General features: G+C 73.5%; 13 protein-coding genes. 2 read left to right on the top strand and 11 right to left on the bottom strand.

Annotated features, from left to right (window positions below; translation table 11 throughout):
* Positions 1 to 126: 126 nt before the first annotated feature.
* The 9 genes from ACFQLX_RS01250 to ACFQLX_RS01210 all read right to left on the bottom strand — a co-directional run bounded on the left by ACFQLX_RS01250 (position 127) and on the right by ACFQLX_RS01210 (position 8729).
* The gene (locus ACFQLX_RS01250; RefSeq protein WP_386411275.1) at positions 127 to 699 is read right to left on the bottom strand and encodes a MerR family transcriptional regulator; all 573 of its coding nucleotides are present in this window, start codon (positions 697 to 699) and stop codon (positions 127 to 129) included.
* Between the two features lie 158 nt (positions 700 to 857).
* On the bottom strand, positions 858 to 1331 hold the full coding sequence (locus ACFQLX_RS01245; protein WP_386410748.1) for a bifunctional nuclease family protein: 474 nt from the start codon (positions 1329 to 1331) through the stop codon (positions 858 to 860).
* Between the two features lie 137 nt (positions 1332 to 1468).
* Complete coding sequence (gene ftsR / locus ACFQLX_RS01240; protein ID WP_386410745.1) at positions 1469 to 2164, bottom strand: transcriptional regulator FtsR; 696 nt, start codon at positions 2162 to 2164, stop codon at positions 1469 to 1471.
* Positions 2165 to 2204: 40 nt separating this feature from the next.
* Positions 2205 to 2729, bottom strand: coding sequence for an FHA domain-containing protein (locus ACFQLX_RS01235; protein WP_386410742.1), 525 nt, complete (start codon positions 2727 to 2729; stop codon positions 2205 to 2207).
* A gap of 500 nt (positions 2730 to 3229) precedes the next feature.
* Entirely contained in the window at positions 3230 to 4042 is an 813-nt protein-coding gene (locus tag ACFQLX_RS01230; RefSeq protein ID WP_386410739.1) for a DUF881 domain-containing protein, read from the bottom strand.
* The gene (locus ACFQLX_RS01225; protein WP_386410737.1) at positions 4039 to 4371 is read right to left on the bottom strand and encodes a small basic family protein; all 333 of its coding nucleotides are present in this window, start codon (positions 4369 to 4371) and stop codon (positions 4039 to 4041) included. Before ACFQLX_RS01225 ends, ACFQLX_RS01230 begins: the two co-directional genes overlap by 4 nt.
* Positions 4368 to 5255: a DUF881 domain-containing protein gene (locus tag ACFQLX_RS01220; protein WP_386411272.1), complete on the bottom strand. Its 888-nt coding sequence runs from the start codon at positions 5253 to 5255 to the stop codon at positions 4368 to 4370. Before ACFQLX_RS01220 ends, ACFQLX_RS01225 begins: the two co-directional genes overlap by 4 nt.
* A 237-nt stretch (positions 5256 to 5492) precedes the next feature.
* A complete protein-coding gene (locus ACFQLX_RS01215) occupies positions 5493 to 7988 on the bottom strand; it encodes a sugar phosphate nucleotidyltransferase (RefSeq protein ID WP_386410734.1) in 2496 nt (831 codons plus the stop codon).
* Positions 7989 to 8120: 132 nt separating this feature from the next.
* Positions 8121 to 8729 carry a CDP-alcohol phosphatidyltransferase family protein gene (locus tag ACFQLX_RS01210; protein WP_386410731.1) on the bottom strand — a complete coding sequence of 203 codons (609 nt, stop codon included), beginning with the start codon at positions 8727 to 8729 and terminating at the stop codon, positions 8121 to 8123.
* 339 nt (positions 8730 to 9068) lie between these two features.
* Between ACFQLX_RS01210 and ACFQLX_RS01205 the strand changes: the two genes are divergently transcribed.
* Entirely contained in the window at positions 9069 to 9524 is a 456-nt protein-coding gene (locus tag ACFQLX_RS01205; protein WP_386410728.1) for a PTS sugar transporter subunit IIA, read from the top strand.
* Positions 9525 to 9580: 56 nt separating this feature from the next.
* Entirely contained in the window at positions 9581 to 11251 is a 1671-nt protein-coding gene (gene ptsP, locus ACFQLX_RS01200; RefSeq protein WP_386410725.1) for a phosphoenolpyruvate--protein phosphotransferase, read from the top strand.
* Positions 11252 to 11351: 100 nt separating this feature from the next.
* Here the strand turns inward: ptsP and ACFQLX_RS01195 are convergent, their stop codons facing one another.
* Together ACFQLX_RS01195 and ACFQLX_RS01190 are read right to left on the bottom strand one after the other, a co-directional pair.
* The gene (locus ACFQLX_RS01195) at positions 11352 to 12392 is read right to left on the bottom strand and encodes a hypothetical protein (protein WP_386410723.1); all 1041 of its coding nucleotides are present in this window, start codon (positions 12390 to 12392) and stop codon (positions 11352 to 11354) included.
* 114 nt (positions 12393 to 12506) lie between these two features.
* Positions 12507 to 14555, bottom strand: a complete 2049-nt coding sequence (locus tag ACFQLX_RS01190; protein ID WP_386410720.1) for an acetoacetate--CoA ligase — start codon at positions 14553 to 14555, stop codon at positions 12507 to 12509.
* Positions 14556 to 14600 lie beyond the last annotated feature (45 nt).

The following is a 14600-nucleotide window of genomic DNA, read 5'->3' as shown; positions in this document are numbered from 1 at the left end:
CCCCCGCACCCGGCTGATGCGATCCGGCCGACTCGCGCTGCACAGTCCGAAGGATGCACCACGCCACTGACAACGGCTGCCGGGACGGCGCCCGGGACGGCGCCGCCCGGCTCGGAAAAGGGAGGGTCAGACCGCCCGGCCGCGGCGGCGGGCGGCGAGTTCGTCGGTCTGGTTCTCGCCGGTCAGGGTCTCGCCGGTGTCCACGCACTCGCCCTGGAGCTGGGTCAGCACGCCCTGGACGTCGCGCCAGACCGCGCCGACGGAGATGCCGAAGATGCCCTGGCCGCCCGCGAGGAGTTCGGCCAGCTCGTCCGGCGAGCCGCACTCGTAGACCGTCGCGCCGTCGCAGATCAGCGTCATCTGCTGGAGGTCGGCGCTGGCGCTCGCCGTGAGGTGGCGCACCGCGGTGCGGATGCTCTGCAGCGAGACGCCGGTGTCCAGCAGCCGCTTCACGATCTTCAGCACCACGACGTCGCGCGCCCCGTACAGGCGCTGGGTGCCCGAGCCGTAGGCGGGGCGGACACTGGGCTCGACCAGGCCCGTACGCGCCCAGTAGTCGAGCTGGCGGTAGGTGATGCCGGCCGCGGCGCAGGCCGTGGGCCCGCGGTAGCCGACTGTTTCGCCGGTGCTCACGTCCGCTCTCACCCCCTGCGGGGATCGTCCGTGGAGCGGAAGGGGACCGCCCGCCCCTACCGTCATCTTCTTGCCGGTGACACCCACGCCGACCTCCGCTCCCTGAACTGCCTGTCCGACGGTAGGCAGTCGCCCGGGGCGCGTCAACGAACGCCACACTCGGCACGCCGAGTGATAATCACCCTACGGGTGGTTTACCGCGTCCGCACCGGAGGAAGTGCTCCCTACTGCTGACTCGTCCCGAAATCCTCGGGCGAGATCTGGTCGAGGAACTCACGGAACTTCTCCACCTCGTCCTCCTGCTCGTCCGGGATCGCGATCCCGGCGTCGTCCAGGACCCCGTCGCTGCCGTAGATCGGCGTGCCGGTCCGCAGCGCCAGCGCTATCGCGTCGGAGGGGCGGGCCGAGACCTCGGCGCCGGAGGAGAACACCAGCTCGGCGTAGAAGACCCCCTCGCGCAGGTCCGTGATGCGGACCTCCGTGAGGGTCTGGCCCACCGCGTCGAGGACGTCCTTGAAGAGATCGTGGGTCAGCGGGCGGGCAGGCGTCATGCCCTGCTGGGCGAAGGCGATCGCGGTGGCCTCCCCCGGTCCGATCCAGATGGGGAGGTAGCGGTCGCCGCCCCTTTCCCGCAGGAGCACGATCGGCTGGTTGGACGGCATTTCGACCCGGACACCGACAACGTCGAGCTCGTTCACACAGCAACCCTAGGCCGTTCGCGGCGGGTTTGGGTAGTCGAGCCGTCCGACAGCCGGGATGTCCGCCCCGCAGAGCGCCCCTGGCGCGGGGCGTCGGCGGGGTCGGGAGCCGCTCAGGGAACCTGCGGGCGGGGGGCTCAGCTTCCGCGGGCGCGCAGCGCCGACTGCAGCAGGACGGAGTGCAGGCGGCCGGCGAGGCCGATCAGCTCCTGGGCGGCGGCCTCGGCGTCCGCGCGGGTGCGCGGGCTGCGGTGCATCCGCAACGGGGCGATCACCTGTTCGATCAGCCCTGCCTCGCGTTCCGCGGCGGCCTTGGCACCCTTGAGGTGCCGGGGCTCGATCCCGTAGCGCCCCAGCTCGGCGCAGAGGCGGGCGACGGCCACGGCCTGCGGGTCGTAGCCGCCCTGCGCCTCCGGTCCGAGCAGTCCGTAGGACTCCCAGTCGGCGAGGTCGCCCTCCGCGACGCGCGCCCGGCGCAGCAGCTGCGCCCTGGTGAGCAGGTCGGGCTCCGCCCGGGCCTCGGGGGCGGGCTCGCGCGGCGCGTCGTCACCGGGGGGCGCGGCGTCGAGCTGCTCGCGGATCACCCGCAGCGGCAGGTAGTGGTCGCGCTGCATGCGCAGCACCCGGGCGAGGCGTGCGACGTCGGCGGAGGAGAACTTGCGGTACCCGCTCGGGGTCCGCTGCGGCTCCACCAACCCCTCCGCCTCCAGAAAGCGGATCTTGGAGATGGTGACCTCGGGGAACTCCTCGCGCAGCTGCACGAGGACTCCCCCGATGCTCATCAGCCGCCCGGCCACCGCGGTGGCCGGGGCGTCCGTGTCCGCGTCCGACATTCCTGCGCCGTCCTCTGCCGCCTCGCCGGCCGGCCCGCGCTCAGATGCCCCGGCGGCTGGCGTAGAAGACGAGGCGGAACTTGCCGATCTGCACCTCGTCGCCGTTGGCCAGGACCGCGGAGTCGATCCGCTCGCGGTTGACGTACGTCCCGTTGAGGCTGCCGACGTCGGCGACCGTGAAGAGTCCGTCCGCGCCGCGGCGGAACTCCACGTGGCGCCGGGAGACCGTCACGTCGTCCAGGAAGATGTCGCCCTGCGGGTGGCGGCCCGCGGTGGTCAGCTCCCCGTCGAGGAGGAAGCGGCTGCCGGAGTTGGGGCCGCGGCGCACCACCAGCAGGCCCGAGCCGGTCGGCAGTGCGTCGACGGCGGCCTGCGCCTCCGGGGACAGCGAGGGGGCCGCCTGCCCCATCGCCTCCGCCTCGTACGCCTCGATACCCGAGATGGAGATCGTCGAGGTGGTCTCCGAGGGGCGCTCGGCCGTGGCGCCGGCGCGCAGCGGGGCTCCGCAGTTGGAGCAGAACCGGCTCGCCTCGGCGTTGCGGTGCCCGCACCTCGTACAAACCATGGGCTGTGCCTCCTGTCGCGGGTCGCCCGCGACGGCGTTGTCGGGAACCCCGGGGCCGGCGGAGGCGAACCCTCCACCCGTACTTGAGGTTGATGGTTGCTCGAAACCTATGCGGCCCGAGGCCGCAGGGTCAACAGCGGACGCGCCGGGAGCGCCGTACGCTCCGCCCCGGATGTCACCCGCAGGAGTGGCCCCGGGACCGCTCTGGTCGCGGAAGAGCGGGCGCTCGCCCTCGTCCTCCGGGCGTGCCTGGGCGCGGTGCCGGCCGGCGCTCTGCGCCTGCTGGCCCTTACCGAACAACCTCTGAAACAACTTCACGGGCGATTCCCCTTGAACCTTGAACAGACCCGCCCGTGGGGCAGGGACTCTCGTGGCCGTGTCCGCGGCGCGCGGCGATCGCCGCGCGCCCACAACCGGTGAACGTGCACAGCCGTCTCACAGTTTCCACCACGCACCACCGATTCGATGCGCCGCCCCCTGCGGGCGGGAAGGCCCGTGACCTACGACGACGACCGAGCGTAGTCAGGCCGCTCCGCCTCCCGCAAGGCATCCACAACGACCTTGTCACCGCCCTCGATCCGCACAGTGGCCTGCTCCTTCTCCAGCGTCTGCACCACGCCGCCGGGAATGCGCAGCGCGGGCTCGAGGTCGGCGGGTCGTCCGATGGCCTTGAAGACGTACGGGGCGCTCAGCCTCCTGCCGTCCACGGACACCCCGTCGCCGGGCTCGGTGCCGCCCTGCACGTAGGAGGAGGCGACCACGCGGACCCCGTTGACCTGGATGGCCTCGGCGCCCGCGGCGCGCAGCTCCTGGATGGCGTTGAGCAGCATGTCGGCCTCCACGGTGCCTGCCGGGTCGCCGACGGTGAGGAGGATGCCGGGGCCCTGGGCGGCGGCGGTGCCGGCCAGTATGCCGAGCTGCCGCTCCCGGGCGGCGTTCTGCTCGCGGGCCGCCTCGGCGCGGTCCGAGCTGCTCTCCAGTTCGCTGCGCTGCTCCTCCAGGCCGGCCCGCTCCTCCTCCAACCGCTGCTTGCGGTCGTCGAGTTCGTCGAGGATGCGGACCAGGTCCTCCTGGCGGGCGCCGCGCAGGGCGCTGGGGCCGCCGGTGGAGCTGACCTGGATGGCGACGGCGAGGCCGAGGAAGAACAGCAGGGCGGCGACGGTGAGTTGGCCGCGTCCCAGGCGCGGCGGCCACAGGGCCCTCAGCAGCCGCTCGCGGCCCGTGGGGCCCGGGGCGGTGTCCGACGGGCCCGGGGGGAGCGCGGGCGGGGCGGCGGGCGCCGCGGGGGTCTCCTCCTCGTGCACCGCGCTCACGCCCTGAAGACGTGGCGGCGGATGGCGGCCACGTTGGAGAAGATGCGGATGCCCAGGACCACGACCACGCCGGTGGAGAGCTGGGCGCCGACGCCGAGTTGGTCGCCGAGGAAGACGATGAGGGCCGCGACGACCACGTTGGACAGGAACGACACCACGAAGACCTTGTCGTCGAAGATGCCGTCGAGCATGGCCCGCAGCGCGCCGAAGACCGCGTCGAGCGCGGCGACGACGGCGATGGGGAGGTAGGGCTCGACCGCCGTGGGCACCTCGGGTCGGACGATGAATCCGACCACGACTCCCAAGACCAGTCCCAGTACCGCGATCACGACGTGCCCTCCCCCGCCGGCGGCGCCGGCTGTGCGTTGCGTACGGTCAGGCCGGCGGCGGCCGGCAGGGCGACCTTCTCGCGCACCGAGATCCGGGTGCGGATGCCGTAGTTCTCCTGCAGGACGTAGAGGTAGCGGCCGTCGGCGCTGTCCTGGAAGTCCCGGCTGAGCCGCTTGCCGTCGCCGACCGCGAGGAGCTTGTACGGCGGTGCCAGCGGGCGGTTGTCGACGACGATGGCGTCGCCGGCGGCGCGGACGGCCGACAGGGCGGTCAGGCGCTGGCCGTTGACGCAGACCGCTTCGGCGCCCGCGGCCCACAGTCCGTTGACGACGCGCTGCAGATCGCGGTCGCGCAGCCGGCCGGTGTCGGTGAAGCCGGTGGAGCGGCGCGGGCCGTCGCCGGGCCCGGAGGCGGTGTCCGCGGAGTCGTCCACCACCAGTTCGATGCCGGGGCCCGTCACCTCGGTGGCGCCCGAGAGCAGGCCGAGGCGCTCCAGCGCGCCGCCGCCCCTGTTGTCCAGGGCCCGCCGGCTGGCGTCCAGGTCGTGGCGGAGGCGGTCGACCTCGTCGTGCAGGGCGTCGGCCTCGGCGGTCTCCGACTCCACCCGGCCGATGAGGTCGGCGCGCTCCTTGGCGATGACGGGCGCCGCGTCGCGGGCCTGGGTGGCGGCCACGGTGACGATCAGCGCCGCCAGGGCCAGCCCGGCGGCCACCGCACCGCGTACGGCGAGCGAGCGCGGCGCGCCGGCGCGGCGGGCGGCCTCGGCGTACCCGTCGTCGAGGCTGTGCTCCATGATCTCCGTGAGCAGCGACATGGAGGCGTCCGGGCGCGCTCGCGCCGGCTCACTGCTCCGTTCGGGTCCCTGCTGCGGCATGCCGCACATCCTGGCACGCACACCGCGGACCGACGAAGTCCGGGTGACCGGGCGGGGACGTCACAACCCCAGTACACGCACCCGACGCACAAGAACACGGGATGGCGCCCCACCAAGCATTCGGGGATAACAGCGGCGTCCGGTGCGTGCTCTCGCCGTGCGGTAGGTCAGGTCATGTGGCGGAGCCACCTGTCCTGACCTACCGTGCGGCGAGAGTGCGTGTCCGGGCGTCGCAACCTCGGCTGCTTACTCCCCGGCGCTGGTGATGATGGGGGTCCAGGTGTCCAGGAGCGCCTGGGCGGAGGCTTCGTCCGGGCCTTCCGCCCACAGGTGGGTGACCGCTTCGGCCGGGGCGGGCAGGACCAGGGTCCAGCGGCCGTCGGGTTCCACGACGCGGACGCCGTCGGTGGTGTCCACCGAGCGCTCGCCCGCCGCCTCCACCACGCGGCGCATGACCATGCCCTTCACCGCCCAGGGGGTGGGCAGGTCGCGGCGCAGCACGTGCGCGCGGGGGATGCGCGCGTCGATCTGGCTGAGGGTGAGCTGGGTGCGGGCGACCAGGCCGGTCAGGCGGGCGAAGGCGGCGGCGCCGTCGAAGACGGAGGAGAACTCGGGGACGATGAAGCCGCCGAGGCCGTCGCCGCCGAAGACCGTGCCGTCCTGGCGGGCGACGCGGGTGAGGTCGTCCGGCGAGGTCGTCGTCCACTCCACCTGGGTGCCGTGGTAGGCGGCGACCTGCTCGGCGATGCGGGTGGTGGTGACGGGCAGGGCGACGCGGCCGCTGCGCCGCTCGGCGGCGACGAGGTCGAGGAGGACCAGCAGCGCGCGGTCGTCCTCGATGATGCGGCCCTTCTCGTCCACCAGCGACAATCGCTCGCCCACCGGGTCGAAGCGCACGCCGAAGGCGGCCCGCGCGGAGGCGACCATCTCCCCCAGCCGCACCAGGCCGGCCCGGCGCGAGGCGGGGGTCTCGGTGGGACGGGACTCGTCCAGGCCCGGGTTGATGGTGAGCGCGTCCACGCCCAGGCGGCCGAGCAGGCTCGGCAGCACCAGGCCCGCGCTGCCGTTGCTGGCGTCGACGACGACCTTCAGCTCCGACTCGGCGATGCCGGTGGTGTCCACGGCGCGCAGCAGGGAGCCCGTGTAGCTGTCGAAGACGCTGGCGGGGAAGTGCAGGTCGCCGATCTCGCCGGGGAAGGCGCGGCGGTACTCCTGGCGGGCGTAGACGCGGTCCAGCTTGCGCTGGGCGCCCTGGGAGAGGTCGGCGCCGCGTTCGTCGAGGAACATGATGTCGACGGAGTCCGGCACCCCCGGCGTGGTGCGGATCATGATGCCGCCGGCGCTGCCGCGCGCGGTCTGCTGGCGGGCCACCGGCAGGGGGACGTTCTCCAGGTCCCGTACGTCCATGGCGCTGGCCTGGAGGGCGGAGATGACGGCGCGCTTCAGCGCGCGGGCGCCGCGGGAGTGGTCGCGCGCGGTGGTGACCGTGGAGCCCTTCTTCAGGGTGGTGGCGTAGGCGCCGGCGAGGCGGACGGCCAGCTCGGGGGTGATCTCGACGTTGAGGATGCCCGAGACGCCGCGGGCGCCGAAGAGGTGGGCCTGGCCGCGGGACTCCCAGATGACGGACGTGTTGACGAAGGCGCCGGCCTCGATCGTCTTGTACGGGTAGACGCGCACGTTGCCCTGGATGATCGACTCCTCGCCGATCAGGCACTCGTCGCCGATGACCGCGCCGTCCTCGATGCGCGCGGCGCGCATCACGTCGGTGTTCCTGCCGATGACGCAGCCGCGCAGGTTGGTGTGGGGGCCGATGTAGACGTTGTCGTGGACGACGGCCTTGTGGGCGAAGGCGCCGGACTTCACCACCACGTTGGAGCCGATGACGGTGTGCTCGCGCAGCTCGACGCCGGCTTCGACCTTGGCGTAGTCGCCGACGTAGAGCGGGCCGCGCAGCACCGCGTCGGGGTGGACCTCGGCGCCCTCGGCGACCCAGACGCCGGGGGAGATCTCGAAGCCGTCGATGTCGGTGTCGACCTTGCCGTCCAGGACGTCGGCCTGGGCCTTGACGTAGCTCTCGTGGGTGCCGACGTCCTCCCAGTAGCCCTCGGCGACATAGCCGTAGATCGGCTTGCCCTCCTTCATGAGCTGGGGGAAGACGTCGCCGGACCAGTCGACGGAGGTGTCCTTGTGGACGTAGTCGAAGACCTCCGGCTCCATGACGTAGATGCCGGTGTTGACGGTGTCGGAGAAGACCTGGCCCCAGGTGGGCTTCTCCAGGAAGCGCTCGACGCGGCCCTCGTCGTCGACGATGGTGATGCCGAACTCCAGCGGGTTGGGCACCCGGGTCAGGCAGACGGTGACCAGGGCGCCGCGCTCCTTGTGGAAGGCGATCAGGTCGGTGAGGTCGAAGTCCGTCAGGGCGTCTCCGGAGATCACCAGGAACGTGTCGTCCTTCAGTGCCTCCTCGGCGTTCTTCACGCTGCCGGCGGTGCCCAGTGGGCGGTCCTCCGTGGCGTAGGTCAGCTCCATGCCGAGCTCCTCGCCGTCGCCGAAGTAGTTGCGCACCAGTGAGGCGAGGAACTGCACGGTCACCACCGTCTCGGTGAGTCCGTGCTTCTTCAGCAGCCGCAGCACGTGCTCCATGATCGGCCGGTTGACCACCGGCAGGAGGGGTTTGGGCATGCTCGAGGTCATCGGGCGAAGGCGGGTGCCTTCCCCGCCGGCCATCACGACGGCCTTCATGTCGGAACTGTCCTCCTTGGCAGCGGATGAGTGCGGCCGCTGGAGCACCGGGAACCCGCCGGGCCCATCGCCGTGAAGGCCATGGGACGTACGGGCGGGCACCCGGTCGCGAGCTGCGCCTGCCTCGGCGCGCTAGCCGGCCGCGGCGTCCGCCCGGACCAGCCGGCGGACCTGGACCACGTAGAGGATCCCTGCCCACCAGTACAGCGCCGTACCCCAACCCGCGAACGCCCATCCGAAAATAGCAGCGAGTGACGGCAGCCAGCCACTTCCGTCACTGAGGAGGAGCAGCGGGAAAGCGTACATGAGGTTGAGGGTGGCGGCCTTGCCGAGGAAGTTGACCTGCGGGGGCGGATAGCCGTGGCGGCGCAGGACCAGGACCGCCAGCGCGAGCATCGCCTCGCGGGCCAGCAGGAGCAGGGTCAGCCAGAGCGGGAGGATCTCGCGCCAGGTGAGGCCGACCAGTGTGGAGAGGATGTAGAGGCGGTCGGCCGCGGGGTCGAGGACGCGGCCGAGGCTGGAGACCTGGTTCCAGCGGCGGGCCAGCTTGCCGTCGAGGTAGTCGCTGATCCCGCTGAGCATCAGGATGAGCAGCGCCCAGCCGTCGTTGTCGGGGCCGCCGAACTCGGGCCACAGGACCAGCCAGAGGAACAGCGGGACGCCGGCGAGCCGAGCCATGCTGAGGATGTTCGGGATGGTGAGGACCCGGTCCGTCTGGACCGCTGTCTGCTGGACCTCCACCCGGGGGCCTCCTGCGTTCGAGGGAGCTGGTGATCGTGGCTGCGGCGACCCGGACCAGGCCCTGGGACCGCCCCCTGACACTACCGGCACGCCTGAACGGCCCGCGCGCGGGTCGGGGCCGGTCCGTGCTGGTCGGCGGCTGGTCGGCGGCTGGTCGGCGGCTGGTCGGCGGCTGGTCGGCGGCCGGCCGCGGGACGGGGCCGAACCGGTTGGCCGCACTCCGCTCGGAACCTTTCCCTCCGCATGGTTAGGCTTCTCGGGCGGCGTGCCGTCCCGGTCAGGCGGTGGCGGTTGCCGTCACGGTCAGGCCAACCCTGCACAGGCCCCAGGAGGCACCGGATGACCCCCGTTACCGTCACGTCCCCGCTGACCGGGCGGGCCCTCCCGCTCACCGAGGTCCCCGATCCCGTGTTCGCGCAGGCCATGGTGGGTCCCGGCACCGCCGTCGACCCCGAGCGGGTGCCGGGCGCCGCGGTGGCTCCGGTGGACGGTGTCGTCGTATCCCTTCATCCGCACGCCTTCGTGGTGATGGACTCCTCGGGGCACGGTGTGCTGACGCATCTGGGCATCGACACCGTGCAGTTGGACGGGGAGGGCTTCGAGCTGATGGTGGCGAAGGGCGACACGGTGAGCCGCGGGCAGGAGGTCGTGCGCTGGGACCCGGCCGCGGTGGAGGCGGCGGGCAAGTCGCCGATCTCGCCGGTGATCGCCCTGGACGCGGTGGACGGCGACCTCTCCGCCGTGGTGGACAGCGGCCCGGTGCGGGCCGGGGACGCCCTCTTCGACTGGAGTTGAGGGGCGCGGGGTCCGGCCGGGCGGTAGGCACGCGGTAGACGAGGAGGACTGGGGCGATGGAGACGATCCTGCGGGGCGTGGGTGTGAGCCACGGAGTGGCGATCGGCGAGGTGCGGCACATGGGCACGGCGGTACTTGAGCCGCCGGCGAAGCAGATCCCGGCCACGGAGGCGCCGCGCGAGCAGGAGCGGGCACGGCAGGCCGTGGAGGCCGTCGCCGCGGACCTCACCGCGCGGGGCAACCTGGCCGGCGGTGAGGCGCAGGCGGTGCTGGAGGCGCAGGCGCTGATGGCGCTGGACCCCGAGCTGATGGCGGATGTCGACCGGCGCGTCAACGTGGGCAGCTCGGCCGAGCGGGCGGTGTACGACGCCTTCGCCGCGTACCGCGAACTGCTCGCGGGTGCCGGGGAGTACATGGCGGGGCGGGTGGCGGACCTGGACGACGTACGCAACCGGATCGTGGCGCGGCTGCTGGGGGTGCCGATGCCGGGCGTGCCCGACAGCGACGAGCCGTACGTCCTCCTCGCCCGTGATCTGGCGCCGGCCGACACCGCGCTGCTGGATCCCGCCCTGGTGCTCGGCTTCGTCACCGAGGAGGGCGGGCCGACGAGCCACAGCGCGATCCTGGCGCGGGCGCTGGGCGTGCCCGCGGTGGTGGCGCTGCCGGGCGCGGCGGAGCTGCCCGAGGGGACGGTCGTGGCCGTGGACGGCAGCACCGGCGAGGTCTTCGTGGACCCGGACGCCGGGCGGCGGGCGGAGCTGACGCGGCTCGCCGAGGAGCGCCGGGCGGCGCTGGGCGCGTCCAGCGGCCCCGGGGCGACCTCGGACGGGCACAAGGTGCCGCTGCTGGCCAACATCGGCGGTCCGGGCGACCTGGCGGCCGCGCTGGAGGCGGGGGCGGAGGGGGTGGGCCTCTTCCGCACCGAGTTCCTCTTCCTGGACGACTCGGCCGCCGCGCCGCCCAAGGAGAAGCAGATCGAGACGTACCGCCAGGTGCTCACGGCCTTCCCGGAGAGCCGCGTGGTGGTGCGGGTGCTGGACGCGGGCGCGGACAAGCCGCTCGACTTCCTCACCCCGGCCGACGAGCCCAACCCGGCGCTGGGCGTGCGCGGGCTGCGGTCGCTGCTGGAGCATCCGCACGTGCTGGCCGCCCAGTTGGAGGCGCTGGCCGAGGCGGCGCGCGGGCTGCCGGTGTACCTGGAGGTGATGGCGCCGATGGTCGCCGACCGCCAGGACGCGCGGGCGTTCGCCGACGCCTGCCGGCGGGCGGGGCTGCGGGCGAAGTTCGGCGCGATGGTGGAGATCCCCTCCGCGGCGCTGCGGGCGCGCTCGATCCTGCAGGAGGTGGAGTTCCTCTCGCTGGGCACCAACGACCTCGCGCAGTACACCTTCGCCGCCGACCGGCAGGTGGGGGCCCTGGCGCGGCTGCAGGACCCCTGGCAGCCGGCGCTGCTGGACCTGGTGGCCCTGGCGGCGGAGGCGGCCAAGGCGGAGGGCAAGAGCTGCGGGGTCTGCGGGGAGGCGGCGGCGGATCCACTGCTGGCGTGTGTGCTCACGGGACTCGGTGTCACCAGCCTTTCGATGGGGGCGGCGTCGATTGCGTACGTCCGCGCCACGCTGGCCAAGCACACGCTCGCGCAGTGCGAGCGCGCGGCGGCGGCGGCCCGGGCGGCGGACTCGGCCCAGGACGCGCGCCGGGCGGCGCAGGCGGTGCTGTCGGGCGAGTAGCGGGGAGGGCGGACGGGGCCCCAGGTGGGCGGGGTGGAAGGGCTCGCGGGCGGGGTGTCGGACGGGGTGTCGGACCGCGCTCCGACACCCCGCCCGGCCGTTACGGGCCCGAGGGGCAGCCCGGCTCCGGGGGCGGCAGCGCGGTGCCGGCCCGGTAGTCGACGTCGGGCTCCGGCGGGATGGGCTCCCCGGTCACCGCGTCCTCGCAGTACGCGCTGAAGACCTCGGCCGCCGTAAGGGGCAGCAACCAGCCGTGGGCGATCCGCCAGCCGCGCACCACCTCCGGTTTCCCGCCCGCCGGCCGTGCCTCCCGCTCGCCCCGCCCACCGGGTGCCCCACCGTGTGCGCCTGCGGATCCGGTGCTGCGCACCACCACTCCCCCGGCGCTGTCGCGGGCGAAGGCCAGGGCGAGCACCGTGCAGAAGTCGAGCGCGTCGGTGTCGGCGAAGGTGTGGCCGCCGCCGGGCTCGGGCTCGGCGCGCACGGCGGCGCTCAGGACGCCGTCCTCGATGCTGCACACCAGATGCTGCGCACCGGGCCCCAGTGCGCCGATCAGATGGGCGAAGACCGCCACCGCCCGGTCGAAGGCCGCCTTGGCGAGGTCCTCCCCGCAGTCGCCGCAGGAACCGGCGGCGGCCAACTCCCGGGTGGCCTGCTCCCAGACGCGCATCCGGCCGTCCACGTGCCGCAGGTCGGCCAGCAGCCGGGGCATCGCCTGCCCCTCGTAGGGCACGGTGGCCCGCAGGGGGGCCAGCTCAGCGGTGTAGCGGGTGCGCGCCTGGGGACCGTCGGGGTCCAGGCCGCGGCGCCGGCAGAAGTCCTGGAACTCCTCCGGGTCGAAGCGGGCGACCGTGACGTGCACGCCCCGGCCCGCGAAGGAGCGCAGCAGGGCCGCCGCGTGCGCCAGGTACGCCTGGTGGTCGTCGAAGCCGAAGCTGGCGTAGCCCCGCATCTCGGCGAAGTCCGCCGGCTCGGTCAGCAGGGCGACCGTGGCGGGCACCTCGCGGCGCAGCCGGCGGCGCGGGCTGGGGCCGGCTCCCCGCACCGGGCGCCGCGGAGACTGCGGGTGTTGCGGGCATGGCGGGTCCTGCGGGTCCTGCGGACTTTCCACCGGGCTGGTACGGGTCTTTCGGTCGGACATGGCGACTCCCCCCACGTAGCGTTGTCGATCGCTACGCACAGTAGTCGCGGGTACTGACAATCGGGCGTCCGCGCTGGTCGGCGCGGACGCCCGGGGGTGGGGGGAAGGGTCCGCTCAGGTGCGGGAGCGGCCCAGTTCGGCGTAGAAGTCCAGCAGTTCGGGGCGGTCCACCGAGCCCCGGTTCACCGCCCTGTCCATCGCGGTGCCCTGCAGCAGCCGCTTCACCGGGACCTCCAGGCGCTTGCCGGTGAGGGTGTGCGGGACGGCCTCGATCTCGACGACCTCGTCGGGGACGTGGCGCGGGGTGAGGTTCTCGCGGAGGGCCTGCCTGATCCTGGCGCGCAGTGCGTCGTCCAGGACCGCGCCGGGGGCGAGGTGGACGAACAGCGGCATCCAGTAGCCGCCGTCGGGCTCCTCGACGCCGATGACCAGCGACTCGCGGATCTCGGGGAGGCGCTCGACGACCTCGTAGATGTCGGCCGAACCCATCCGTACGCCCTGGCGGTTGAGGGTGGAGTCGGAGCGGCCGTGAATGACGACGGTGCCGCGGGAGCTGAGGGTGATCCAGTCGCCGTGGCGCCACACGCCGGGGAACATCTCGAAGTAGCTGTCGCGGTAGCGGCTGCCGTCCGGGTCGTTCCAGAAGCCGGTCGGCATGGAGGGCATGGGCCGGGTGACGACCAGCTCGCCCACCTCGTCCACGAGCGGCTCGCCCGCCGGGTCCCAGGACTGCAGGTCGGTGCCCAGGCCCGCGGCCTGCAGCTCGCCGATACGGACCGGGAGGGTGGGGACGCCGCCGGCGAAGCAGCTGCACACGTCGGTGCCGCCGCTGACGGAGGCGATCCACATGTCCTGGCCGGCGTCGGCGAACTCGTCGTGGATCCAGCGGAACCCGTCGGGCGGGAGCGGCGAGCCGGTCGTCGCCACGCACGCCACCTTGCTGAGGTCGTAGTCGGCGGCGGGGTGCACGCCCGCCTTGCGGCAGGCCATCACGTACGCCGCCGAGGTGCCGAAGAAGGTGGCGCCGGTGCGTTCGGCGATCTGCCACTGGGCGCCGGTGTCCGGGTGGCCGGGGCTGCCGTCGTACAGGACGACGGTGCTGCCCGTCAGCAGGCCGGAGACGAGGAAGTTCCACATCATCCAGCCGGTGGAGGTGTACCAGAAGAAGCGGTCGCCCGGGCCGAGGTCGCAGTGCAGGGAGAGCTGCTTGAGGTGCTCCAGCAGGATGCCGCCCTGCGACTGCACGATGGCCTTGGGCGCCCCGGTGGTGCCGGAGGAGTACAGCACCCACAGCGGGTGGTCGAAGGGGACCTGCTCGAAGACCGAGGGGTCGAGGGGAGCCGCCCCGCCGGGAGCCGGGGCAGCGCCGGCGCCGGTCAGGTCGTCCCACTCCAGCGCGCCCTGCGGGGCCGGGCTGCCCAGGAGGGGGACGTGCACCACGGCGCGCAGGGTGGGCAGTTCGCGGCGCAGCTCGGCCACCGTCTCGCGGCGGTCGTGCTCCTTGCCGCCGTAGCGGTAGCCGTCGACGGCGAACAGGACGACCGGCTCGACCTGCTGGAAGCGGTCCAGCACGCCGCGCGCGCCGAAGTCGGGCGCGCAGGACGTCCACACGGCGCCGACGGCGGCGGTGGCGAGCAGCGCGACGACGGCCTGCGGGATGTTCGGCAGGTAGCCGCTGACCCGCTCCCCCGGGCGCACGCCCAGCCGGCGCAGCTCCCCGGCGAGCGAGGCGACCTGCGCCCGCAGCTCGGCCCAGGTCACCTCGACGGGCTCGCGGTCCTCCGTGGCGTACAGCAGCGCGGCCTCGCCGTCGGCGCCGGAGCGCAGGGCGTGCTCGGCGTAGTTGAGCGTGGCGCCGGGGAACCAGCGCGCGCCGGGCATGTCGGCCGAGCCGAGCACCGCCTCGTACGGCGTCTTGAAGCGCACCCGCGCCCACTGGGCGAACGCCGCCCAGAAGCGCTCCAGTTCCTCGACGGACCAGCGGTGCAGCCGGCGGTAGTCCGCGGCGGGGTCGCCGCCCAGGGGCGCGGGGGCGCCGTGGTGCTCGGCGGCCCAGGCGTGGAAGTGCGTGATACGGGCGCCGGCGACGCGCTCGGGGCCCGGCCGCCACAGGGGCTCGGGCTCGGCGACAGGCTGCGGCGGCTGCTGCTGGGGGGTGGACATGGCTGGCGGCTCCCGTACGTACGCGTCGTGTGCGTCCCCGCGCCC

It is taken from the genome of Streptomyces polyrhachis, assembly GCF_042663125.1.
Classification (GTDB): domain Bacteria; phylum Actinomycetota; class Actinomycetes; order Streptomycetales; family Streptomycetaceae; genus Streptomyces; species Streptomyces polyrhachii.
The sequence above is the reverse complement of the archived record's forward strand: the minus strand, read 5'-3'. Positions and strand labels throughout refer to the sequence as shown.

Excerpts from the sequence above, each read along its gene's own strand:
- ACFQLX_RS01250 (WP_386411275.1), bottom strand. The coding sequence starts at position 699 with ATGACGGTAGGGGCGGGCGGTCCCCTTCCGCTCCACGGACGATCCCCG.
- ftsR (WP_386410745.1), bottom strand. The coding sequence starts at position 2,164 with ATGTCGGACGCGGACACGGACGCCCCGGCCACCGCGGTGGCCGGGCGG.
- ACFQLX_RS01235 (WP_386410742.1), bottom strand. The coding sequence starts at position 2,729 with ATGGTTTGTACGAGGTGCGGGCACCGCAACGCCGAGGCGAGCCGGTTC.
- ACFQLX_RS01220 (WP_386411272.1), bottom strand. The coding sequence starts at position 5,255 with ATGTGCGGCATGCCGCAGCAGGGACCCGAACGGAGCAGTGAGCCGGCG.
- ACFQLX_RS01215 (WP_386410734.1), bottom strand. The coding sequence starts at position 7,988 with ATGAAGGCCGTCGTGATGGCCGGCGGGGAAGGCACCCGCCTTCGCCCG.
- ACFQLX_RS01205 (WP_386410728.1), top strand. The coding sequence starts at position 9,069 with ATGACCCCCGTTACCGTCACGTCCCCGCTGACCGGGCGGGCCCTCCCG.
- ptsP (WP_386410725.1), top strand. The coding sequence starts at position 9,581 with ATGGAGACGATCCTGCGGGGCGTGGGTGTGAGCCACGGAGTGGCGATC.
- ACFQLX_RS01195 (WP_386410723.1), bottom strand. The coding sequence starts at position 12,392 with ATGTCCGACCGAAAGACCCGTACCAGCCCGGTGGAAAGTCCGCAGGAC.
- ACFQLX_RS01190 (WP_386410720.1), bottom strand. The coding sequence starts at position 14,555 with ATGTCCACCCCCCAGCAGCAGCCGCCGCAGCCTGTCGCCGAGCCCGAG.